Annotated in this window: 28 protein-coding genes and 1 tRNA gene; 12 read left to right on the top strand and 17 right to left on the bottom strand. The window is 67.9% G+C overall.

Annotated features, from left to right (window positions below; all coding sequences use genetic code 11):
• Positions 1 to 53: 53 nt before the first annotated feature.
• Positions 54 to 608, top strand: a complete 555-nt coding sequence (locus NLX83_RS13315) for a TetR/AcrR family transcriptional regulator (RefSeq protein ID WP_254236213.1) — start codon at positions 54 to 56, stop codon at positions 606 to 608.
• Positions 608 to 2,560 carry an ABC transporter ATP-binding protein gene (locus tag NLX83_RS13320; protein ID WP_254236214.1) on the top strand — a complete coding sequence of 651 codons (1,953 nt, stop codon included), beginning with the start codon at positions 608 to 610 and terminating at the stop codon, positions 2,558 to 2,560. Before NLX83_RS13315 ends, NLX83_RS13320 begins: the two co-directional genes overlap by 1 nt.
• Before the next feature lie 58 nt (positions 2,561 to 2,618).
• Here the strand turns inward: NLX83_RS13320 and NLX83_RS13325 are convergent, their stop codons facing one another.
• From NLX83_RS13325 to NLX83_RS13350, 6 genes are all read right to left on the bottom strand, one after another.
• Positions 2,619 to 2,912, bottom strand: a complete 294-nt coding sequence (locus NLX83_RS13325; RefSeq protein WP_254235134.1) for a DUF6355 family natural product biosynthesis protein — start codon at positions 2,910 to 2,912, stop codon at positions 2,619 to 2,621.
• 151 nt (positions 2,913 to 3,063) lie between these two features.
• Positions 3,064 to 5,448, bottom strand: a complete 2,385-nt coding sequence (locus NLX83_RS13330) for an ATP-binding cassette domain-containing protein (RefSeq protein ID WP_254235135.1) — start codon at positions 5,446 to 5,448, stop codon at positions 3,064 to 3,066.
• Positions 5,449 to 5,510: 62 nt separating this feature from the next.
• Positions 5,511 to 5,921 (bottom strand): VOC family protein, encoded by a 411-nt coding sequence (locus NLX83_RS13335; RefSeq protein WP_254235136.1) that lies wholly within the window; start codon positions 5,919 to 5,921, stop codon positions 5,511 to 5,513.
• Between the two features lie 10 nt (positions 5,922 to 5,931).
• A complete protein-coding gene (locus NLX83_RS13340; protein WP_254235137.1) occupies positions 5,932 to 6,375 on the bottom strand; it encodes a helix-turn-helix transcriptional regulator in 444 nt (147 codons plus the stop codon).
• A 30-nt stretch (positions 6,376 to 6,405) separates the two neighbouring features.
• Positions 6,406 to 8,232, bottom strand: a complete 1,827-nt coding sequence (locus NLX83_RS13345) for a Xaa-Pro dipeptidyl-peptidase (RefSeq protein ID WP_254235138.1) — start codon at positions 8,230 to 8,232, stop codon at positions 6,406 to 6,408.
• Between the two features lie 220 nt (positions 8,233 to 8,452).
• Positions 8,453 to 8,782: a hypothetical protein gene (locus tag NLX83_RS13350; protein ID WP_254235139.1), complete on the bottom strand. Its 330-nt coding sequence runs from the start codon at positions 8,780 to 8,782 to the stop codon at positions 8,453 to 8,455.
• 253 nt (positions 8,783 to 9,035) lie between these two features.
• Here NLX83_RS13350 and NLX83_RS13355 point away from each other — a divergent pair, with 253 nt between their 5' ends.
• From NLX83_RS13355 to NLX83_RS13365, 3 genes are read left to right on the top strand one after another with little or no spacing between them, the layout of a single operon-like run.
• Positions 9,036 to 9,362 (top strand): PadR family transcriptional regulator, encoded by a 327-nt coding sequence (locus NLX83_RS13355; protein WP_254235140.1) that lies wholly within the window; start codon positions 9,036 to 9,038, stop codon positions 9,360 to 9,362.
• Positions 9,359 to 9,715 carry a DUF1048 domain-containing protein gene (locus tag NLX83_RS13360; RefSeq protein WP_254235141.1) on the top strand — a complete coding sequence of 119 codons (357 nt, stop codon included), beginning with the start codon at positions 9,359 to 9,361 and terminating at the stop codon, positions 9,713 to 9,715. Before NLX83_RS13355 ends, NLX83_RS13360 begins: the two co-directional genes overlap by 4 nt.
• A 1-nt stretch (position 9,716) precedes the next feature.
• Positions 9,717 to 10,043, top strand: coding sequence for a DUF1048 domain-containing protein (locus NLX83_RS13365; protein WP_254235142.1), 327 nt, complete (start codon positions 9,717 to 9,719; stop codon positions 10,041 to 10,043).
• A 42-nt stretch (positions 10,044 to 10,085) separates the two neighbouring features.
• Here the strand turns inward: NLX83_RS13365 and NLX83_RS13370 are convergent, their stop codons facing one another.
• Together NLX83_RS13370 and NLX83_RS13375 are read right to left on the bottom strand one after the other, a co-directional pair.
• A complete protein-coding gene (locus NLX83_RS13370; RefSeq protein WP_254235143.1) occupies positions 10,086 to 10,559 on the bottom strand; it encodes an NUDIX hydrolase in 474 nt (157 codons plus the stop codon).
• Between the two features lie 9 nt (positions 10,560 to 10,568).
• On the bottom strand, positions 10,569 to 11,009 hold the full coding sequence (locus NLX83_RS13375) for a DUF5919 domain-containing protein (RefSeq protein WP_254235144.1): 441 nt from the start codon (positions 11,007 to 11,009) through the stop codon (positions 10,569 to 10,571).
• Positions 11,010 to 11,127: 118 nt separating this feature from the next.
• Between NLX83_RS13375 and NLX83_RS13380 the strand changes: the two genes are divergently transcribed.
• Positions 11,128 to 11,361, top strand: coding sequence for a hypothetical protein (locus tag NLX83_RS13380; protein ID WP_254235145.1), 234 nt, complete (start codon positions 11,128 to 11,130; stop codon positions 11,359 to 11,361).
• 279 nt (positions 11,362 to 11,640) lie between these two features.
• Here NLX83_RS13380 and NLX83_RS13385 read toward each other — a convergent pair.
• Positions 11,641 to 11,713 (bottom strand) — tRNA-Arg (locus NLX83_RS13385).
• 143 nt (positions 11,714 to 11,856) lie between these two features.
• Between NLX83_RS13385 and NLX83_RS13390 the strand changes: the two genes are divergently transcribed.
• The gene (locus tag NLX83_RS13390) at positions 11,857 to 12,507 is read left to right on the top strand and encodes a peptidoglycan recognition protein family protein (protein ID WP_254235146.1); all 651 of its coding nucleotides are present in this window, start codon (positions 11,857 to 11,859) and stop codon (positions 12,505 to 12,507) included.
• 166 nt (positions 12,508 to 12,673) lie between these two features.
• Complete coding sequence (locus NLX83_RS13395; protein WP_030427006.1) at positions 12,674 to 13,321, top strand: response regulator; 648 nt, start codon at positions 12,674 to 12,676, stop codon at positions 13,319 to 13,321.
• Between the two features lie 21 nt (positions 13,322 to 13,342).
• On the opposite strand, the gene NLX83_RS13400 is transcribed toward NLX83_RS13395, so the two are convergent.
• From NLX83_RS13400 to rpmB, 6 genes are all read right to left on the bottom strand, one after another.
• Complete coding sequence (locus tag NLX83_RS13400) at positions 13,343 to 14,860, bottom strand: GGDEF domain-containing protein (RefSeq protein ID WP_254235147.1); 1,518 nt, start codon at positions 14,858 to 14,860, stop codon at positions 13,343 to 13,345.
• A gap of 73 nt (positions 14,861 to 14,933) precedes the next feature.
• Positions 14,934 to 15,587, bottom strand: a complete 654-nt coding sequence (gene bluB / locus NLX83_RS13405) for a 5,6-dimethylbenzimidazole synthase (protein WP_254235148.1) — start codon at positions 15,585 to 15,587, stop codon at positions 14,934 to 14,936.
• Positions 15,588 to 15,600: 13 nt separating this feature from the next.
• Positions 15,601 to 15,822 (bottom strand): 30S ribosomal protein S18, encoded by a 222-nt coding sequence (gene rpsR / locus NLX83_RS13410; RefSeq protein WP_254235149.1) that lies wholly within the window; start codon positions 15,820 to 15,822, stop codon positions 15,601 to 15,603.
• Between the two features lie 4 nt (positions 15,823 to 15,826).
• The gene (rpsN, locus tag NLX83_RS13415; protein WP_254235150.1) at positions 15,827 to 16,132 is read right to left on the bottom strand and encodes a 30S ribosomal protein S14; all 306 of its coding nucleotides are present in this window, start codon (positions 16,130 to 16,132) and stop codon (positions 15,827 to 15,829) included.
• Between the two features lies 1 nt (position 16,133).
• A complete protein-coding gene (gene rpmG, locus NLX83_RS13420; protein ID WP_254235151.1) occupies positions 16,134 to 16,298 on the bottom strand; it encodes a 50S ribosomal protein L33 in 165 nt (54 codons plus the stop codon).
• Positions 16,298 to 16,534 (bottom strand): 50S ribosomal protein L28, encoded by a 237-nt coding sequence (gene rpmB / locus NLX83_RS13425; RefSeq protein WP_030427000.1) that lies wholly within the window; start codon positions 16,532 to 16,534, stop codon positions 16,298 to 16,300. The genes rpmG and rpmB overlap by 1 nt, the downstream gene beginning before the upstream one ends.
• Before the next feature lie 105 nt (positions 16,535 to 16,639).
• Here rpmB and mrf point away from each other — a divergent pair, with 105 nt between their 5' ends.
• Genes mrf through rpmF form a run of 3 tightly spaced genes read left to right on the top strand, consistent with a single transcriptional unit; the run spans position 16,640 to position 18,272 of the window.
• Complete coding sequence (mrf, locus tag NLX83_RS13430) at positions 16,640 to 17,866, top strand: ribosome hibernation factor-recruiting GTPase MRF (RefSeq protein ID WP_254235152.1); 1,227 nt, start codon at positions 16,640 to 16,642, stop codon at positions 17,864 to 17,866.
• The gene (locus tag NLX83_RS13435; protein WP_254235153.1) at positions 17,863 to 18,111 is read left to right on the top strand and encodes a type B 50S ribosomal protein L31; all 249 of its coding nucleotides are present in this window, start codon (positions 17,863 to 17,865) and stop codon (positions 18,109 to 18,111) included. Before mrf ends, NLX83_RS13435 begins: the two co-directional genes overlap by 4 nt.
• Entirely contained in the window at positions 18,111 to 18,272 is a 162-nt protein-coding gene (gene rpmF / locus NLX83_RS13440) for a 50S ribosomal protein L32 (protein ID WP_254235154.1), read from the top strand. The genes NLX83_RS13435 and rpmF overlap by 1 nt, the downstream gene beginning before the upstream one ends.
• 86 nt (positions 18,273 to 18,358) lie before the next feature.
• On the opposite strand, the gene NLX83_RS13445 is transcribed toward rpmF, so the two are convergent.
• The gene (locus tag NLX83_RS13445) at positions 18,359 to 19,021 is read right to left on the bottom strand and encodes a histidine phosphatase family protein (RefSeq protein ID WP_254235155.1); all 663 of its coding nucleotides are present in this window, start codon (positions 19,019 to 19,021) and stop codon (positions 18,359 to 18,361) included.
• A 23-nt stretch (positions 19,022 to 19,044) separates the two neighbouring features.
• Positions 19,045 to 19,503, bottom strand: coding sequence for a GNAT family N-acetyltransferase (locus tag NLX83_RS13450; RefSeq protein WP_254235156.1), 459 nt, complete (start codon positions 19,501 to 19,503; stop codon positions 19,045 to 19,047).
• A 62-nt stretch (positions 19,504 to 19,565) separates the two neighbouring features.
• On the opposite strand from NLX83_RS13450, the gene NLX83_RS13455 reads away from it, so the two are divergent.
• Positions 19,566 to 20,168, top strand: a complete 603-nt coding sequence (locus NLX83_RS13455) for a trimeric intracellular cation channel family protein (protein WP_254235157.1) — start codon at positions 19,566 to 19,568, stop codon at positions 20,166 to 20,168.
• Positions 20,169 to 20,218: the final 50 nt, after the last annotated feature.

Below are 20,218 nucleotides of genomic sequence, written 5' to 3' on the forward strand. Positions count from 1 at the left end.
CGCACACTGGGGGTATGACACCAACGGAGAAAACCCGGCGGAGGGCCCCGGGGATGGGCGTCGAGGAGCGGCGCTCGATGATCGTCCACGCCGTGCTGCCCCTGCTGGTCGAGCACGGTCCGGCGGTCACCACCAGCCAGATCGCCCGCGCGGCGGGCATCGGCGAGGGCACCATCTTCCGCGCCTTCAAGGACAAGGAAGAGCTGTTCGACGCGTGCACGGTCGAGGCGCTGCGCCCGGACCACGTGCTGGACGCGATCGCCGAGATCCCGCTCGACCAGCCGCTTGAGCAGCGCCTCACCGAGGCAGCGGAGGCGCTCGGCGCGCACCTGGAGCGGATGAGCGCGTTGATGGCGGCGCTGCACCCGACGGGCAAGGGCCGTCGCTCGCCGATGAAGCTCGGGCGCCGCGAGTCGCTGACCGCGATGCGCGAAGCCGTCACCGAGCTGTTCACGCCGGACCAGGCTCACCTCCGCCTGCCCGCGGACCAGCTCGCGTCACTGTTCCTCGCGCTGCTCTTCAGCGGGCGGCGGCTCAGCCTGGACGACGGTCTGGGGGCGCACGAGATCATCGACGTCCTGCTGCACGGCGCACTGGGGGACACGTGATCCCAGGAGGGTTCGAAGCCCTGTTCGCGCGGCGGGGTGGTCGGCGGGCCGCCGCCACGGTGCCCGACAGCGGGCTGACCGGCTCGGTCGACATCCCCGAGGCGGCACCGCCGGAGCGGCCGAAGGGCCTGCGTTCGCGGTTCGCCCGCATGCGCACCTCGGTCGCGGGCACCGTCAGCGGCCTGCCGAAGGTGGCCAGGCTGACCTGGCAGGCGAGCCCGGTGCTGACCATCGTGATCACATTGATCACCTTGCTGTCCGGGCTGCTCCCCACGGCCACCGCCTACGTCGCGAAGCTGTTGCTGGACTCGGTCGTCGCGGCGATCCAGCACCAGGGGAGCACCACCGACATCGTGTGGGTGGCCGTGCTGCAGTTCGGGGTCCTCGCGCTGACCTCGATCAGCGGGGCCGTGACGATGGTCGCGCAGACGCTGTTGCAGGAGCGGATGACGCTCACGGTGCGGCACCAGGTGATGGGCCACGCGAGCGAGTTGCACCTGGCCTACTTCGAGGGCTCGGAGTCCTACGACACGCTCCGGCAGGCCGCCCAGGAGGCGCCGCGCCGCCCGCTGTCGATGATGACCTCGGCGTTGCTCCTGCTCCGCTCGGCGATCACGTTCAGCAGCATGATCGTGCTGCTGGTCGTGGTCAGTCCGGTGCTCGCACTGGTCGCGCTGCTCGCGCCCATCCCGGCGTTCATCTCGCAGTCCAAGTACGGCGCGCGCACGTTCTGGCAGACCTTCCTGATGTCACCGATCAAGCGGCGGATGGACTACCTGTCCTCGTTGGTCACGACGGACACCTACGCCAAGGAGACCAAGCTCTTCGGGCTCGGCGGCTACTTCGTCGACCGGTTCCGCAAGCTCGGCGAGGTTTCCTATGAGCGCCAACGGAAACTGGCCGTCAAGGGCAGCATCAGTTCGACGTCCTGGGGCTTGCTGAGCACTTTGGCGGGCTCGGTGATGGCGCTCTACATCGCCCTGGAGGCGGTCGCGGGCAGGCTCACCCTGGGCGATCTCGCCCTGTACACCGCCGCCGCGACCGCGGTGCAGACGTCCGTTTCCGGTCTGTTCACGGCGTTCTCCGGCATGTACGAGAACAACCTCTACCTCGACACGCTCTACAAGTTCCTGGACACCAAGCCGGAAATCGGTCCTCCGCCCGCACCTCGGCCCTTTCCATCCACAGTGGACGGACACATCGAGTTCCGCTCCGTCACCTTCACCTACCCCGGTGCGGACGAGGCGGCCCTGGACGGCGTGAGCTTCGAGATCCGGCCGGGGGAGACCGTCGCGGTGGTCGGGCGCAACGGCGCCGGGAAGTCGACGCTGTTCAAGTTGCTGTGCCGGCTCTACGACCCGTCCGACGGCGAGATCCTGCTCGACGGCGTTGACGTCCGCGAATACGACCCGGTCGAGCTGCGGAAACGAATCAGCGCGATGTTCCAGGACTACGTGACCTACCAGGGCACGGCGGCGGAGAACATCGGACTGGCTGATCTGAACCGCTTGGAGGACCGGGAGCACATCAAGGAATCGGCCCGGCGCGCGGGCACCGCGGAACGCATCTCCCGGTTGTCCCGCGGCTATGACAGCCCGCTCGGACGGTGGTTCGACAAGGGCGTGAGCCTGTCCGGCGGTGAATGGCAGAAAATCGCCCTGGCGCGTGCTTTCCACCGTGAGGCTCCGTTGCTCATCCTTGACGAGCCCACGTCGGCTCTTGACGCGCAGGCAGAGCACGAACTCTTCTCGCGATTGCGCGAGCTGGCCTCCGGCAGGACGACGCTCTACATCTCCCACCGCTTCTCCACCGTTCGGCAGGCGGAGCGCATTCTGCTGCTGGAAAAGGGGAAGGTCGCGGAGTACGGCACGCACGAGGAACTGATGGCGGCCGGTGCCGGATATGCCGAGCTGTTCGAACTGCAAGCTCAGGCGTACCTGGCCGACCGCTAGACAGGGGAAAGGCCCTTCGCTGATCCCCGTCGCGAAGGGCCTTCCCGCAAACGCCGGATCAGCAGCCGTCGCGCACGTACCAGGCGTTGGAGATGAACTTGTCACCCGGGTCGTTGGGGTTGTCCAGCCTGCGGATACCGGGGCCGGTGCACCGTTCGGCGGTGAACATGCCCACCCAGCGCACCTTGATGGTGATCCAGCCCGAGCCGCAGTGGTTGTACATGGCCGTGTTGCCCTCGCCCACGTAGAACCCGCACGGGGCGGCATTCGCGGCGGGTGCGGTGAGCGCGGCGGCTCCCACCATCGAACCGAGCGCGATGGTGAATGCGACCAGGGTGTGTGCGATCTTCATTGGTGGCCTTCCTGAGGCAACGCTTATCAACTGTGAACGGCAGCAGCACGATGATCATCTGCCATTGCGCGGACACAGTAGCGTGAGGCCGAAAGGGGGAAAATTGCTTCAAGAAGCCCTGAATCCCCCAATGAGGTAGGCAACCTGGAGATCAGCCGCCGACATAGGCCGCCAGGTGCTTGCCGGTGAGCGTGCTGGGGGAGGCGACGAGGTCGGCGGGCGTGCCCTCGAAGACGATCTGGCCGCCGTCGTGACCGGCGCCGGGGCCGAGGTCGATGAGCCAGTCGGCGTGCGCCATGACCGCCTGGTGGTGCTCGACGACGATCACCGACTTGCCCGAGTCGACGAGCCGGTCCAACAGGCCGAGCAACTGCTCGACATCGGCGAGGTGCAGGCCCGTCGTGGGCTCGTCGAGGACGTAGGTGCCGCCCTTCTCGGACATGTGGGTGGCCAGCTTGAGCCGCTGCCGCTCGCCGCCGGAGAGCGTGGTGAGCGGCTGGCCGAGGCTGAGGTAACCGAGCCCGACGTCGGCGAGCCGTTCGAGGATGGCGTGCGCGGCCGGGATGCGCGCCTCGCCCGAGCCGAAGAACTCCTCCGCCTCGGTCACCGACATCGCGAGCACCTCGCTGATGTTGCGCCCTCCCAAGCGGTATTCCAGCACCGCCGCCTGGAATCGCTTGCCCTCGCACTCCTCGCACGGGTTGGCGACGGTGGCCATCACGCCCAGGTCCATGTAGACGACACCGGCGCCGTTGCAGTTGGGGCAAGCACCTTCGGAGTTCGCGCTGAACAGCGCCGGCTTCACGCCGTTGGCCTTGGCGAAGGCCTTGCGGATCGGTTCGAGCAGGCCGGTGTAGGTGGCCGGGTTGCTGCGGCGCGAACCGCGGATCGGGCTCTGGTCGATCGACACCACACCGGCACCGGCCGGGACCGACCCGTGCACGAGCGAGCTCTTGCCGGAACCCGCGACACCGGTGATCACGCAGAGCACCCCGAGCGGGATGTCGACGTTGACCTTCTGCAGGTTGTGCTTGGTGGCGCCGCGGATTTCCAGTGCGCCGGTGGCCTCGCGCACGGACTTCTTGAGCGAGGCCCGGTCGTCGAGGTGGCGGCCGGTGATGGTGTCGCTGGTCCGCAGGTCCTCGACGGTGCCCTCGAAGCAGACGGTGCCGCCCGCCGTTCCGGCTCCGGGGCCGAGGTCGACGACGTGGTCGGCGATCGCGATGGCCTCCGGCTTGTGCTCGACGACGAGCACCGTGTTCCCCTTGTCCCGCAACTGCACCAGCAGTTCGTTCATCCGCTGGATGTCGTGCGGGTGCAGCCCGATCGTCGGCTCGTCGAAGACGTAGGTGACGTCGGTGAGCGCCGAGCCGAGGTGGCGGATCATCTTGACGCGCTGCGCCTCACCGCCGGACAGCGTGCCCGCGGGCCGTTCGAGCGAGAGGTAGCCGAGGCCGATCTCCACGAACGAGTCGAGGGTGTGCAGCAGCTTCTCCAGCAGCGGAGCCACCGACGGCTCCTTGAGGCCGCGGACCCAGTCGGCGAGGTCGCTGATCTGCATCGCGCAGGCGTCGGCGATGTTGATCTTCTTGATCTTCGACGAGCGGGTCAGCTCGCTGAGCCGGGTACCCGCGCACTCCGGGCAGGTGGTGAAGGTGACCGCGCGCTCGACGAAGGCCCGGATGTGCGGCTGCATCGCCTCCTTGTCCTTGGCCAGGAAGGACTTCTGGATCTGCGGGACCAGCCCCAGGTAGGTCAGGTTGACGCCGTCGAGCTTGATCTTGGTGGCTTCCTTGTAGACCAGGTCGTGCAGCTGCTTCTTGGTGAACCTGCGGATCGGCTTGTCCGGGTCGAAGTAGCCGCAGCCGCGGTAGATGCGCCCGTACCAGCCCTCCATGCTGTAGCCGGGGATGGTGATCGCGCCCTCGTTGAGCGACTTGTTCTCGTCGTAGAGCTGGCTCAGGTCGATGTCGTTCACCGACCCCCGGCCCTCGCAGCGCGGGCACATGCCGCCGACGATGTTGAAGTCGCGGCGCTCCTTGACCTTCTGCCCGCCCTTCTCGAACGTCACCGCGCCCGCACCGCTGATCGAGGCGACGTTGAAGGAGTACGCCTGCGGGGAACCGATGTGCGGCTTGCCGATCCTGCTGAACAGGATGCGCAGCATCGCGTTGGCGTCGGTGGCGGTGCCGACCGTGGAGCGCGGGTCGGCGCCCATCCGCTGCTGGTCCACGATGATCGCGGTCGTCAGACCTTCGAGGACGTCGACCTCGGGCCGCGCCAGCGAGGGCATGAAGCCCTGGACGAAGGCGCTGTAGGTCTCGTTGATCAGCCGCTGCGACTCGGCGGCGATCGTGCTGAACACCAGCGAGCTCTTGCCGGACCCCGAGACGCCGGTGAACACCGTCAGCCGGCGCTTCGGGATCTCGACGCTGACGTCCTTGAGGTTGTTCACGCGCGCGCCGTGCACGCGGATCAGGTCGTGGCTGTCAGCGAGGTGCGACGCAGGCGGCTGCGCCTTCTTCTTCGTGGCCATGCTCGTTTTCTCCATGCTGTTGCGCGGTGGCCGCCTGCTCTGTCGCGGCAAGGGGTTGGGGGTCAGCTGATCTGCTGGATGCGGATCGTGTTGCCCGCGGGGTCGCGCACGGCGCAGTCGCGAACGCCGTACGGCTGGTCGGCGGGCTCCTGGATGACCTCGGCCTTGTGCTCCACGAGCCGTGCGAAGGCACTGTCGACGTCGGCCGTGGCCAGGACGATGCCGCCGTAGGTGCCCTTGGCCATCATCTCGGTGACGGTGCGGCGCTCGTCCTCGGTGATACCGGGGTCGACGGCAGGCGGGTGCAGCACGATGGACGTGCGCGGCTGGTCCGCGGGGCCGACGGTGATCCAGCGCAGGCCGTTGTAGCCGACGTCGTTGCGGACCTCGAAACCGAGCGTGTCGCGGTAGAAGGACAGGGCCGCTTCCGGGTCGTCCTGCGGGAGGAAGCTGGCGTGAATGTTCAAATCCATGCCGGTCAGGCTATGTGCGGCCGGAGGACCGCGCTTCTCGATTCCTGATCGGTCTGGTCACCTGTTTGGCCACGCACGACGGGATCCCGGCCGTCGCGTCCGCCTGCTGCTGCCGGTAGGCGCTGGGCGGCATGCCAACCAGTTCGGTGAATCGGGTGCTGAAGGTGCCCAGCGAGGAACAGCCGACCGTGAAGCACACCTCGGTGACGCTGAGATCGCCGCGGCGCAGCAGCGCCATGGCCCGCTCGATGCGCCGGGTCATCAGGTACCCGTACGGCGATTCCCCGTAGGCGAGCCGGAACTGGCGGCTGAGGTGGCCCGCCGACATGTTCACCCCGCGCGCCAGGGCCTCGACGTCCAGCGGCTGCGCGTACTCCCGGTCCATCCGGTCGCGGACGCGACGCAGCAGCGCGAGGTCGCGCAGGTGCTGCTCCGTGGTGGGCTTGCTGGTCACACGCGCGATCGTGCCACAGGTTCGAGCAGGTCAGGCCCCGAAGGCCGCCACGAATCCGGCTTTACCGCCGAGAACGGGCAGGACAAGCCGGGAGTGGTCGAGCGTGACCGCGACGCCTGTGCCCGGCTTGGGGCGGAGCGTGTAGTCGCGGTCGCTGGAGAGCAGGACCAGTTCGAGCTTGTCGCCCACGGGCAGGAGGTGGTCCATCGGCTGGAGCTCGACGGTGAGGGAGTACTGCTCTCCCGGCTTCACCGGCTCGGTGCGGTCCAGCCGCAGGCGGTTCTGCGGGTCGGCCCAGCCGCGTGTGATCACCTTCGCGGTGCCGTCCGGTGCGCGGTCGACGAGCAGCGCGGTCACGTTCGCGGCGGGGCGGTCGAAGGAGAGCTTCAGCTCCGCCTTGATCGAACCGCTGATGCGAAGTGCCTGCTTGGCCGCTGGCGTGGCGTAGGCCAGCCGGTTCTCCGAGCTGGGCAGCGCGATCAGCTGCTCGGCCTTCTTGCTCGCGTCGTCGGTCAGCTTCTCCACGCCACGGGCGGGCCTGAGGGCGAGACCGCCGCCCGGCTGAGGGTGGAGCGAGACGTCACTGCTGCCGGGGGTGGGCCAGTCGGCTTCGTTGACCCAGGTGTTGTCCTCGCGCTGGATGGTGACGCGGGGCTCCGCCTCGACGTTGTTCTGGTGGCCGAACAGGTAGCGGGTGAACCACCGGTTGAGTTCCTTCTGCCACGCTTCCTTGCGCACGTTGATCGGGTCGCCGTGCTCGTGCCGGTGCCACCAGATCTTGACCGGGACCCTGTTGGCCTTCAAGGCGCTGTACCACTGCGCGGCCTGCTTGGGCTTGACGTTCCAGTCGTTCAGCCCATGGGCGATCAGCGTCGCCGCCCGCACCTTGTTCGCGTCGTTGAGGTAGTTGCGCTCGTCCCAGAACGGGTTGTAATCGCCCGTCAGTCGGTCTTGCTGCTGGGTGAGTTCATTCAGGAAGGGCTTGCAGATCTCGCGATCGGCACGGCTGTTGACGCGCGTGGCGAGCCAATCGGCGTCCTCGCCCTGATAAGTGCCTGGCGCGACGACAGCACCGCCAGCGCGGTAGTAGTCGTACCAACTGGTGATCGCCGCCATCGGCACGATTGCCTCAAGGCCCTTCACGCCGGTGGAGGCCACCGCGTTCGGCAGGGTGCCGTTATAGGACAAACCGGTCATGGCCGTCTTGCCCGTGGTCCACGAAGCGATCGAAGGCTTGTTGTTGATATCGCGTGCCGTAGTGCGGCCGTTCAGCCAATCCACCACCGAACGCGCGCCGATGGTCTCGTTGCGGCCACCGGAGTTCGGGCAGCCCGTGGACTCGCCAGTGCCCAGAGAATCGGCGTACACCAGCGCGTAGCCGCGCGCGAGGTAGTACTTCTCGTCAATGTGCTCCGGGATATCACGAGGGCTCGGACTGCCAAGTGCGGCCGCCACTCGCGGGTCTTTCTCCGGTCCGGCGTCTGGCACGTCGCGACGGTCCACTCTGCGTGGGCCACCCGGAACGTACAGCTCGACGTCCACATTGTGCTTCGGCGGCCGCTGCCCACCGCCGAAGTACGGGCTGATCCGGAAGAGCACCGGCGACTTCAGTCCCTGGTCGGTCGCGCGTAGCCGCAGCACCTCCGCACGCATCTCGTCATCCTTGCCGTCCCGATCGCTGTCGATCGGGACACGGACGAACACCTTCTCCCGCACGGCATCCGCCGGGTCGTAAACCGGCTGGGCCTCACCGTCGGCGAAGACCGGCTGCTGCGGCGGCGCGGCGGCCAGCGCGTGCGCACCGGTCAGCGGCAGCACCACCACCGCGGCCAGCAGGACGGTTCGTGCACGCCTCATCGGCTTCTCCCTGGAATGTCACTTCGCGGAGCAACGCGCTGAGAATAGTATTCCGCGTGCCCTTCCGAATCCATTCCGGGGCGGGAAGACACTGATGGGGTGAAGCCGTTCTTTTCGCGGCTGACCGAAGTCTGCTTCAGTGGGCAACCCTCGGCTTCTTCGTGCGTCCTGAAAAGGGTCAACCCCTCACCGGTTTGTCCGGTGAGGGGTTGATCTGTGCTCAGCAGTTGCCGTCAGTACGGGCGGAGAACCCGTAGGCGCCACCGGGACCGGTCGAGCCGTTGGCGACGAAACCGAGCTTGGCGGTGCCGTGGTCGGCAACGCAGACGTAGCGGTCGTGGCGCCAGCCTGCGGACGTGTTGCCGATCATGACGTTGAGCCGGAATGGCTTGGGCGCGCAGTTGTTGTACATGTACTCCACGCCGCCACTCACCGACCGCGTGTAGTTGCTGCACGTCGCGGCGTCGGCCTCGCCGACCGAGACCAGCAGGGAAGTGGCGGCCACGGCCGTGGCGACGAGCACGGACGCGGTGAATTTTCGGTAAAGCATGCAGGGGCCTCGCTTAAAGAAGAGGTGGTGGTCAGGTCGGCGAGGCTAGAAGGCTCGACCACCGCTTCGGAAATCATGATCCGCGCTGCTCGTGAATGGATATCCGCAGGTCAGTGGTCCAATTCAGCGGATTATGGGCGGTCGTGGATTCCGACGGTCGGCGTCGCGCAAAGCAGTGACTGCTGGACACGGTCACTACTCGGTGCTACTTTGTAGTGGTACTCAGTGGCACGGAGTACCACCGGGAGGCTCGATGGACGACTTGACGGAGATGCTGAAGGGCACGCTCGAAGGATGTGTGCTGGAAATCATCGGCAGCGAGGAGACCTACGGGTACGCCATCACGCGCCGGCTGAACGAGCTCGGCTTCGCCGACGTCGTCGAGGGGACGGTGTACACCATCCTGCTGCGACTGGAGAAGAACGGGCTCGTCCAGGTGACGAAACGACCGTCCGGACAGGGCCCGCCGCGCAAGTTCTTCGCACTCAACGACGCGGGTCGCGCGGAACTCGCGACGTTCTGGGCGAAATGGGAGTACGTCACATCGCGGATCGACAAGCTCAGGGAGGGCGGGAGATGAACTTCTGGGAGACCATCACCGGCAGCGATCTCACCAGGGAATGCAAGGCGTTCGAAGTCCGGGCCGAGGCGTTGCCCACCGAGTACCGGGCGGCGTGGGCCGAGATCAAGGCTCATCTCTTCCCCTACGGGAATTTCACCGGCCGAAACCTGATGCCGATTCTCGACGGCGCACTGGGTCTGCTCGAAGAGACGGCGGCCGATGGGCAGAGCATTCACGAGGTGCTGGGCGAGGACATCGCGGGCTTCTGCGCGGGACTGGCCGGTGGGGCGGGGGGCCGGAGTTATCGCGACCGGTGGCGCGAGCAGCTGAACAGGAATGTCGCAAGGAAATTGGCGAAGCTGGGAGGCTGACGTGGGTATCCGGGACATCATCGAGGGCAAGAAGCAGTGGCGGGCGCACGTGGCGCGGGTCAAGGCGCTCCCGGCGGACTACCAGATCGTCTACAAGGAGATGCAGAGGTACTTCTTCAAGGTCGGACCGGTCGACCTGACCGACGGAACCCTGCTCTCCGGCATCGTGGATTTCTTCGAGGAGGGCGTCGCCGCGGGCAAGGGAGTCCTGCAACTCATCGGCACCGACGTGGCCGCCTTCTGCGACGACCTGATCAAGAACTCCCGCACCTACGCGGACATCTACCAGGAGTCCATCAGCGGCAAACTCGGCACCACCGAGAAGTGAGCACGAAGGCCCTCCCCAGGTTTTGCCTGGTGGGGGCCTGATTTACGTCTCGAAGTAGGGCGTTCCGTGGTTGTCGAAGCCGTGTTCAATCCGTAGGCGGGTCGAGGGGTGGATGTTGAGGTTCGCCAGGTCGTCGCGGGACACCCAGTGGACTTCGCTGGACTCGTCGCTCGTGCGCAGCTCGCCACCGATCAGGCGCGCGCGGAAGCAGATCGAGAACTCCTGGCGTACTTCGCCATCTGAGTAGGCGATGACGTGGGCGGGATCGGAGTAAATGCCGATGATGTCGGTGGGCTCGACATCGACGCCGGTCTCTTCCTTGATCTCACGGATAACTGTGCGCCCGATCGGTTCCCCTACGTCCTGCCCGCCACCAGGCATTGCGTACATGTCGTTGTCGGTGCGCCGGATCATGAGCACGCGGCCGTGCTCGTCCTGGATAAATGCGGTGACGGCCACGACGATGCTGTTCGCCTGCGGAGCGTCAGGGTCCTTGTAGTGATCGGTGCGCGCCATACGTTTTGCCTACCACTTGGGCGGCTTGGCGGCGTCCCAGATGCCTTGGAAACTCTCGGCGTAGGTCTCGAACAGGTCGCCGCCCGACAGTCGGCGGAGGTGCAGCACAGGGGCGTGCGCCGCCACGAAGCCGTGGACATGGGTGTTGACCAGCATCTCGTCGTCGAAGCGGTAGATCGAGTTGTACAGCGTGGTCTTGTGGCATCTGATCTCCGCGACTGAGCCATCGGCCAATGGCTTGAAGAACGCCAACGCGTTGCGGACCTTGGCAGGGAGCGTGCCCTTGCCGATGCCTTCTTCTTCGCCGCGTCGAGCGACCTCGCGGCTTGCCGGGTCGCCGAGCGCGATGCGGATCTTCACGCCCTCGTCGGCCTTGCGGCGCAACGTCTTCAGCAGGCCGGGGTTGTCCAGCAGGAACATGCCCGCGTAGCCCGCTAGCCGAGTCGGCAAGATGCGGGCCAAGCTCCAGCCCCGATGGCTGACCAGCGGCCCCGGAGGGGCTGCCTTGAAGAAGTAAAGAAACTCTGAGCATGTGCTTCTGAGCTGGGGCTTGCCTAGTCTGGTGGGTATGACGGCGGCGCACGATTACGAGGAGCTCCACCACCTGGTGGACCGGTTGTCGCCTGCTCAGGTGCGGCGGCTGCGGCTGATCGTTGCGAACGATCCGGAACTGTCCGTCGCGATCACTGAGCCGTCCCGGCCTCGGCGCAGCTTGTCGTTCATCGGAACGCTCGACGCGGAACCGGATCTGGCCGAGCGGTCGGCCGAACTGGTGCGACGGAGTATGGGCGGCACTGAGTGATCGTGCTCGAGTGCTCGAATCCCTGACACACCAAGACCTCTCCTGTGTCCACCAGTTCATCACCCAGTACGCCGATCTCCCGCTAGGCGCGGTGGACGCCTCGGTGACCGTGGCAACGATCGACGTCACTGCTGTCAAGGCGCCGCGTGGCTTTGTTGCCGAATTTCAGCACGTATTCGGCAGCGCGCCCGCAGTTCGCCGCTCAGGGCCGCACAACACGACGAAGGCCCCTCGCCAGGTTTCGCCTGGTGAAGGGCCTTTTCGCATCTTCAGAGAGGGTGCCCCCGGCAGGAATCGAACCTGCGACACACGGTTTAGGAAACCGATGCTCTATCCCCTGAGCTACGAGGGCGGGCAGTCCGGCTAGATCATACGACCGCCGTCGAGCGGGTTCGAGGGTGGGCCGCTTCGACGGTCTTGATGGGGTGGCGTTGACCCGGACGCGTGACGCGGGCCACAGTTTGGAAGGGTTGTTTCCGAACTGCGGAGGTGCCGATGGAGATCGAACTGTCCCGCCGTACCCTGCTCCGCGGTGTCGCGGGGGCGAGCCTGGCCGTGGGGGCCGGGTTGTACACCGCGACGCCCGCCCTCGCCGTCCCCGCCCCGGCCATCACCGGCTGCGCGGGCTGGAACGCGCGGCCCGCGAAGTCAACGCCGCAACTGCTCGACCACAAGCCGACCGTGCTGGTCGTGCACCAGACCGAGACCCCGAACTCCACCGACCTCAGCAAGGCGCACGCCTTCTCGTTGGCGCGGTCCATCCAGAACCACCACATGAACAACAACGGCTGGATCGACAGCGGGCAGCAGTTCACGATCAGCCGGGGCGGGCACGTCCTGGAGGGGCGGCACCGCAGCCTGTCCGCGCTCAAGGGCGGCAAGCAGCACCTGCTCGGCGCGCACGTCGGCGGGCACAACACGACGCACATCGGGATCGAGAACGAGGGGACCTATCACACGGTCACGCCGCCGGACCAACTGTGGGCGTCGCTGGTGGCGATGTGCGCCTACATCTGCCAGCAGTACGGAATCAAGGTGGCGAACATCAAGGGCCACCGTGACTACAACGCGACTGACTGTCCAGGCAACAAGCTTTACAGCATGTTGCCAAAACTGCGGCAGGACGTGTCCAAGCTGCTGGGATGACGGGCCGGGAGTTCGCCGCCGGTAACCCTCCGTTTGCCGCTCTTCCCCGACTGGGTGTCGCGCAGGAGTCCCTGACGTGGTGAGATAACCGGACCGTAACGCCGGTGGGTGATACTGCCCATCGGTAATAGCCCATGAACACGACGCGTCAGTCGGGGAGGCGTCCGTGATCAAAGTTCTGTTGGTTGATGACGAAGACCTGGTTCGATCCGGCCTGCGAATGATCTTGTCAAGCGCCGGTGACATCGAGGTTGTCGGGGAGTGTGACGACGGTTGCCTGGTGGTGGACCGGGTGCGGCAACTGCGCCCGCACGTGGTTCTGCTGGACATCCGGATGCGCACCACGGACGGCCTGTCCGCCCTGCGACGGCTGCGTGCGCTACCGGACCCACCGCGGGTCGCGATGCTCACCACCTTCGACATCGATGAGTACGTCAGCGAGGCCCTGCGCCTCGGTGCCAGCGGTTTCCTGCTGAAGGACACCGAACCCGCCCAGCTCGTCCGGGCGGTGCGAGACGTCGCGCGCGGTGGCGCGGTGCTCGATCCGGGGGTTGCCGCGCGCGTGCTCGCCGCGGTGGCCAACGGGGAGCGGGCCGCCGAGCCGGCTCGGACGTTGCTCGGATCCCTGTCCGAGCGCGAGCGGGAGGTGCTCGCGCTCATCGGGCAGGGCATGTCCAACGCCGAGATCGGTGGTGCCCTGCACCTGTCCGAGGCCACCGTGAAGGGCTACGTGTCCTCGGTGCTCGGCAAGATCGGGGCGGTGAACCGGGTACAGGCCGCGCTGGTCGCGTACCGCGGTGGGCTGATCGCTTGATCGGGTGACCCGTCGGTCTGGCTACTCCAGGCCGACGGGTTGCTCGGGAGCCAGCAGCACCCCGTCCAGCCCCGGGTGGACCTCCACGCGGTTCCTGCCCTGGCGTTTCGCCCGGTAGAGCGCGATGTCGGCGGCCGCGAACAGCTGGTCCAGCTTGGCCGGTCCAGCCGCGACGCCGATGCTCACGGTCGGCCGCTTGATGTTGCCCAGCACCATCGACCAGTCGTGGTCGTCCACCGCGGCACGGATGCGCTCGGCCACGACCGGACCCACGTTGTGCCGGTCCTCGTTGGCGTCCACGAGCAGCACCACGAACTCGTCGCCCGCCCAGCGCGCCACGAGGTCGTCCGTGCGGCACTCGCGGCGCAGCAGCTGGGCGATCTCGCGCAGCGCCGCGTCGCCCGCCGCGTGCCCCGCGTCGTCGTTGACGCCCTTGAACCAGTCCACGTCGACCAGCACCAGCCAGGGCAGCCGCCCGCGCGCCGCGGTCCGTTCCAGCAGGTGAGGGGCCGCGCGCTCCAGGCCGAGCCGGTTCGCCAGGCCGGTCAGCGGGTCTCTGGCCGCCGCTTCCTGCGCCGCCATCGCCAGGCGTTGCGCCTGGACGGCGAGCCTGCGCTGCTCCAGGGCCTGGCCCAGCCCCTCCTGCAACGTCTCGGTGGCCTTGCGGCTGGACTTGAGGCTCCTGCGCAGCGCCTCCGCCTCGCCGACCGAGTCGCCGAGGGAGTTGCAGATGTCGGCCAGGTCCAGGGAGAACCGGAACAGCAGCGAGGTGTCGTTGATCTTCTCCGCCTCCGACACCGCCCGCGCGGCCAGCGTGCGCGCCTCCGCCAGGTCCCCGCGTTCGCGCTGGACCATGGCGAGCACCCAGTGGCCGACCGCCTGCCCCCACCAGTCCTCGGCCCGTTTCGCCAGTTCACCGGCTTGCTTCGCGGTTTTCTCGGCCTGGTCCAGCTCGCCGATGCCCGCGAGCGACCGCGAGTAGGCGCCGAGCAGCGCGCGGTGCACGTAGCCCTCGCTGGTCAGTTCGAGGCCCTGCTCCAGCAGCACCGCCGCCTCGCCGAAGATCTGCGGCGCGGTCTCCGCGGGCGCGTCGACCGCGCGGAAGTTGAGCGTGCCGCCCAGCCGTTGCAGGCAGTGGGCGAGCGTTTGGTCGTGGCCGGAGTCCCTGGCCACCTGGACGGACAACCGCATCATGTCCAGCGCGGCGCGGCGGTGCCCGATGCCTTCGAGCAGGTAGCCGAGCATGCCGATGGTCTGCGCTGCGGCCGAGCCCTCGGGGCGCTCCGCGTCCAGTTCCGTCCAGCCCTCGGCGGCGAGTTCGAGCGCGAGCGGGATGCGGCCGAGCCGCCACGCCACCACCGCGCGGTAGACCAGCACGGTCGCCCTGCGCCAGCGGTCACCGCCTGCGGCGGGGGTGCGCGAGACGACGTCGTCGAAGAGCGTGTTGGCCTCGACGACGCGCCCGGAGTCCAGCAGCGACCGCACCTCGCGGTCCTGCCGCGGGATCTGTCCCGCCGCCAGCGGCTCGTCGTGATCCACTACGCCCTCGGCATCCCCTGACCCCGGCTGACCGCGCCGTCCTTGCCCTCACCAGGCGCGATCTGCCGACAGGCTACCTTTCCCGTCGCTGCCCGTACCGCTCGTGGTGCACAACGTCATGAAGTGGTAGCCGGCTACGCCATCCGTGTCGCTCCAGATCAGGGGTGTCGGCCAGCCGCTCGACCGGCCCCAGGCAGAGCCACGCCACCGGACGGACGCGCTGCGGGATGCCCAGAAGTCTGCGCAGGAAGTCCTCGCGGTAGAAGCTCACCCAGCCGACGCCGAGGCCCTCCGCGGTCGCGGCCAGCCACAGGTTCTGGATCGCCAGGCACACCGAGAACAGCCCGGCGTCGGCGATCGCGTGCCTGCCGAGCACGGCGGGGGAGCCGCGGTCGGCGTCGTAGGTCACCACGACGCCGAGGGAGGACTCCAGCACGCCCTCGACCTTGATCCGGGAGAAGGTCTCCGCGCGCTCGCCGTCCAGGGAGGCGGCGAAGACGCTGCGCTCCGCCTGGACGTGGTCGCGGAAGGACCTGCGGGTGTCGCGGTCGCGGACGAGCACGAAGTCCCACGGTTGGGAGAGCCCGACGCTGGGGGCGGCGTGGGCCGCCCCCAGCACGCGGTCGAGGACGTCCGCCTCGATCGGCGCTCCGGTGAACTCGCCGCGGACGTCGCGGCGCCGGAACAGCACGTCGTAGAACTCGGCGACTTCGGTCGGTGCGGACACCGCGTCGACGCTACTACCGCCCGCCGTAGGGCAGCAGCGCCATCTCGCGGGCGTTCTTGATCGCCTTGGCGGTGGTGCGCTGTTGCTGGGGCGTGAGGCCGGTGACCCGGCGGGAGCGGATCTTGCCCCGGTCGGAGACGAACTTCCGCAGCAGCGCGGCGTCCTTCCAGTCGACCTCCTCGACGCCCTCGCGCTTGAGCAGGTTGGGCTTCTTCTTGCCGGTGAATCGCGTCATGACCTCACCAGCTCGACTTGCTGACGCCGGGCAGCTCGCCCGCGTGGGCCATCTCACGGAGCCGGACCCGGGACAGGCCGAAAGCCCGGAAGTACGCCCGCGGCCTGCCGTCGACGGAGTCGCGGTTGCGGACCCGGGTCGCGCTGGCGTCGCGCGGCTGGCGGCGCAGCTCCTGCTCAGCGGCCGCGCGTTCGGCCTCGGACGAACGCGGCGAGCGCAGGACCTCCTTCAGTTCGGCACGGCGCTCGGCGTAGCGGGCGACGACGAGCTTGCGCTGCTCGTTCTTGGCGATCTTGGACTTCTTGGCCATCTCAGCGCTCCTCCTTGAACTCGACGTGCCTGCGCACGATCGGGTCGTACTTGGTGAGCCGCATGCGGTCCGGGTCGTTGCGGCGGTTCTTGCGGGTCACGTACGTGTAGCCGGTGCCCGCGGTGGACCTGAGCTTGATGATCGGCCGGATCTCGTTGCGCGCCATCAGACCTTCTCCCCACGCGCGCGGATCTCGGCGACGACCGCCTCGACGCCGCGCTTGTCGATCGTCTTGATGCCCTTGGTGGACACGCGCAGCGAGATCCACCGGTTCTCGCTGGCCAGCCAGTAGCGCCTGCGCTGGATGTTGGGGTTCCAGCGGCGCGAGGTGCGCACGTGGGAGTGCGAGACCTGCTTGCCGAAGCCGGGTTCGCGGCCGGTCACCTGACACCTCGCGGACACGGGGCCTCCTCGGGAATGAAAACGATACCGATTTTCGTTAAGACGGGGGCCAGGGTAGCGTGGCCGCCGTTGAAAGTGGAAATCGTTGTCAACAAGGGAGCCGACGTGACTGATCAGCGCGTGCCGGTGGTGTTGCTGTCCGGCCTCGCCGCCGACGCGGTCGCCGAGGTCGCCCGCCACGCCGCCGCGGACCCGGCGACCGCGGTGCTCCACCACGACCTCCGCGAAGTGGTCCAGGGCGTGGTGCGGCGAACGCTGACCCACGGCGAGTACGCCGCGACCGAGGTGCTGGAGCTGGCGCACGGCTGCGTCTCGTGCACGCTCCGCCAGGACCTCCTGCCCGTCGCCTTGCGGCTGGCCGAAGCGCCCGATGTGCGCCGGATCGTGCTGCACCTCGACCCGGCGCTGGAGCCGGAGGCGGTGTGCTGGGCGCTGCACCACGTGGTGGTCGACGGCCGCGTCGCCACCGAGCGCCTGCGCGTCGAGGCGGTGGTCAACACGGTCGACGCGGCGACGTGGTTCGCGGATGCGATCGGCGAGGAGTCGCTGTTCGAGCGGGGCATGTCCGCGAGCGCCGACGATGAGCGCACCATCGCGCAAGTCGTTGTGGCGCAAGTGGAATTCGCCGACGCGGTGGTGGTGGCCGGGAGCGCTCCGGACGCGTGGACCGCGGCGCGGACCGACGCCGTGCTGGACCGGCTCGCACCGGAGCTGCCGCGCGCGGACCTGCCCGGCCTCGACCTCGGCGCCCTGGTCGCGGCGGTCCCGTCGCGGGCGCGCAAGGGCGAGGTCGGCGACGCGCACGAGCCGCTGCTGCGCGGTCAGCCGCCGTTGGAGTCGGACTGCGGGATCTCCGTCGTGCTCTTCGACGAGCGCAGGCCGTTCCACCCTTCGCGACTGCACGACGCGCTGGATGTGTTGCTGGAAGGCGTTGTGCGGACGCGCGGGCGGATCTGGGTGGCGAGCCAACCCGACGCCGCGCTCTGGGTGGAGTCGGCGGGCGGCGGCCTCCGCGTCGCGCACGCCGGGCCGTGGCTGGCGACCAAAGAGGACTGGTCCGAAGTGGACTCAGAGCGCGTGGCCATGGCGTCGCTGCGTTGGGACCCCTACTACGGCGACCGCGAACAACAGTTGGTGGTGATCACGCATCTGGCTTCGCCGGACGAGATCACCTCGGCGTTGCGGGACGCGCTGCTGACCGATGCCGAACTCGCTGAGGGCGCTGAGGTTTGGCGGACCTACGAGGACCCCTTCGGGGAGTGGCACATCGATCCATGCGAGGACTCGGGCGACCGGGACTCGGCATTGCGGACAGGAAGGGAAGAAGGATGAAGACCGGAATCCACCCCGAGTACCACCCGGTGGTCTTCAAGGACTCCTCGACGGGCAAGGCGTTCCTGACCCGCTCGACGGCGACCTCCGAGAAGACCGTGGAGTGGGAGGACGGCAACACCTACCCGTTGATCGTCGTCGACGTCACCAGCGACTCGCACCCGTTCTGGACGGGCAACCAGCGGCTGGTCGACACCGCTGGGCGGGTCGAGAAGTTCCACCGCCGCTACGGCAGGAGGCACTGATGGCCGTCCCGAAGCGGCGCATGTCGCGCAGCAACACCCGCAGCCGCCGGGCGCAGTGGAAGGCCGCGCCCGTGCCTCTCGTCCCGATCACCGTGGACGGTCGGAGCGTGCTCGTCCCGCCCCACCTGGTCCAGGCGTACCGCCGCGGCTACCTCTCCTGAGTGATGCCGCCGCCCCGGGCGTTGCGCCCTGAATGAGTCATTGAGGGAACTCAACTCCCCCAATGACTCATTCAGGGCGAAAGAGGCTAGGCCACCTGGGTGATCTGGGTTTCACCATCGGGGGACTCGCGCCACTGGGTGAAGGGGCGGTCCATGTACCAGCGGCCGGTGGAGTCCCGTTCCAGGACTCGGAAATCACAGGTCGGCGGGTTCGACAGCGATTCGAACAATTCGATGCTCCAGTTGAAGAGCCGACGGCACAGCAAACGCATCGTCAGCCCGTGCGAGACCACGAGCACGTTCTTCGGGTGCGCCGGGTCGTTGTCCACCCGCCGCTCCAGCTCGGTGAGGAAACCCGCGACGCGGTCGTCCACGTCCGCCCCGGACTCGCCGTGCGCCAGCCGGAAGAAGAAGTGGCCGAAGGCGTGCCGCTCCTGCTTCTGCCGTTCCTGGTCGACCGGGTCCTGGAGGTTGCCCCAGTCCTGTTCCCGCAGGCGGGGCTCGGGGACTATCCGTTCGATCAGGTTGCTGAGCTCCATCAGCTCGAAGGTCTGCCGCGTGCGCAGGTAGGGGCTCACGTACGCGGCGACGGGACCGGGTTCGAGCAGGCGCCGCATGCGTGGCGCCATGCCGCGCGCCTGTTGCACGCCCCGCGGGGTCAGCGGCAGGGCGTGGTCCGGTATGCGGCAGTAGGCAAGCTCATCGACGTTGCCGAGGCTTTCCGCGTGTCGCAGCAGGATGATCCGCACATGTCTATCGTGCCTTTTTTCCTCTACTCCATCAGCGGGAACATCAGTTGTCGCAGCGTCCGACCGGGTAAAGAACCTGATGTAACCACCCCAATTTCCTGAGCCCCCATCGCGAAATAGAAGCCTTCGGCGTAGGGCTCCGCGTCCAGGACGAGCTCCGTCCATCCCATATTCCGGGCCGTCCGCACGGCGTTCGTCCACAAGAGCCTGCCGATACCGGTGCCGATGTGCGGGGGATCGACCCACAGGTCGCTCAGCTCACCGCGCGGCGCGGAGCCTGCGAGGCCGTAGAACCCGAGCACTTCCCCGTTCCGCTCGGCCACGGTGAACCCGCCGAGGGCGATGTGCTCCGCGGTGTAGGTCAGCTCGGCGCGGACCGCCGCCATGAAGTCCGCGTCGTAGCCCCAGTGCGCCTTCGACCGCTGGGCGAGCGCGCTGAGTTCGTCGGCCTCCGCGGGCCGCGCGGGTCGGAGTGAGGTCACCGCTCGATCCTCGCGGTCAGCATCACGTCGCCGCACGCGATTTCCTGAGGGAGGATCACCGGGTGTTGCTCGTGTTGGAGCTCGTCGGCATCGCCGTTTTCGCCGCGTCCGGCGCGCTCGCCGGGGTGCGTGCCCGCCTGGACGTCTTCGGCGTGGTGATCCTCGCGATGACCACCGCGCTCGGCGGCGGGATCATCCGCGACGTGCTGCTCGACGTCAGCCCGCCCGCCAGCCTGCGGGACTGGCGCTACCTGCTGGTGACCGCGGTGACCGGCCTCGTCGTCTTCTGGGTCCACCCGCACATGGCGAAGCTGCGCCGCGCGATGCTGCTCGCGGACGCGGTCGGGCTCGGGCTGTTCACCACGGCGGGCACCATCACGGCGCTCGAGCTGGGCGCGCCCGCGTACACGGCCTGTCTGATCGGGATGACGACCGGCATCGGCGGCGGTGCCTTGCGCGACTTGCTGATCAGGGAGATTCCCGTGGTGCTGCAACGGGAGATCTACGCGGTGGCGGCGCTGCTGGGCGCGATCGTCGTCGTGCTGGGGCGGCACATCGGCCTGCCGCAGGGCCCGACCGTGCTCGCCGGGGCCGCGCTGATCGTGACGATCCGCGTGCTCGGGCTGTGGCGGAAGTGGAACGCGCCGCTGCCGCGCGAACTGTGACTCTATTTGCCCGTATTCAGCACCTTCTCAGGCACTTCTCAGGGCAGCGG

The organism is Allokutzneria sp. A3M-2-11 16 (assembly GCF_024213555.1).
Classification (GTDB): Bacteria; Actinomycetota; Actinomycetes; order Mycobacteriales; family Pseudonocardiaceae; genus Allokutzneria.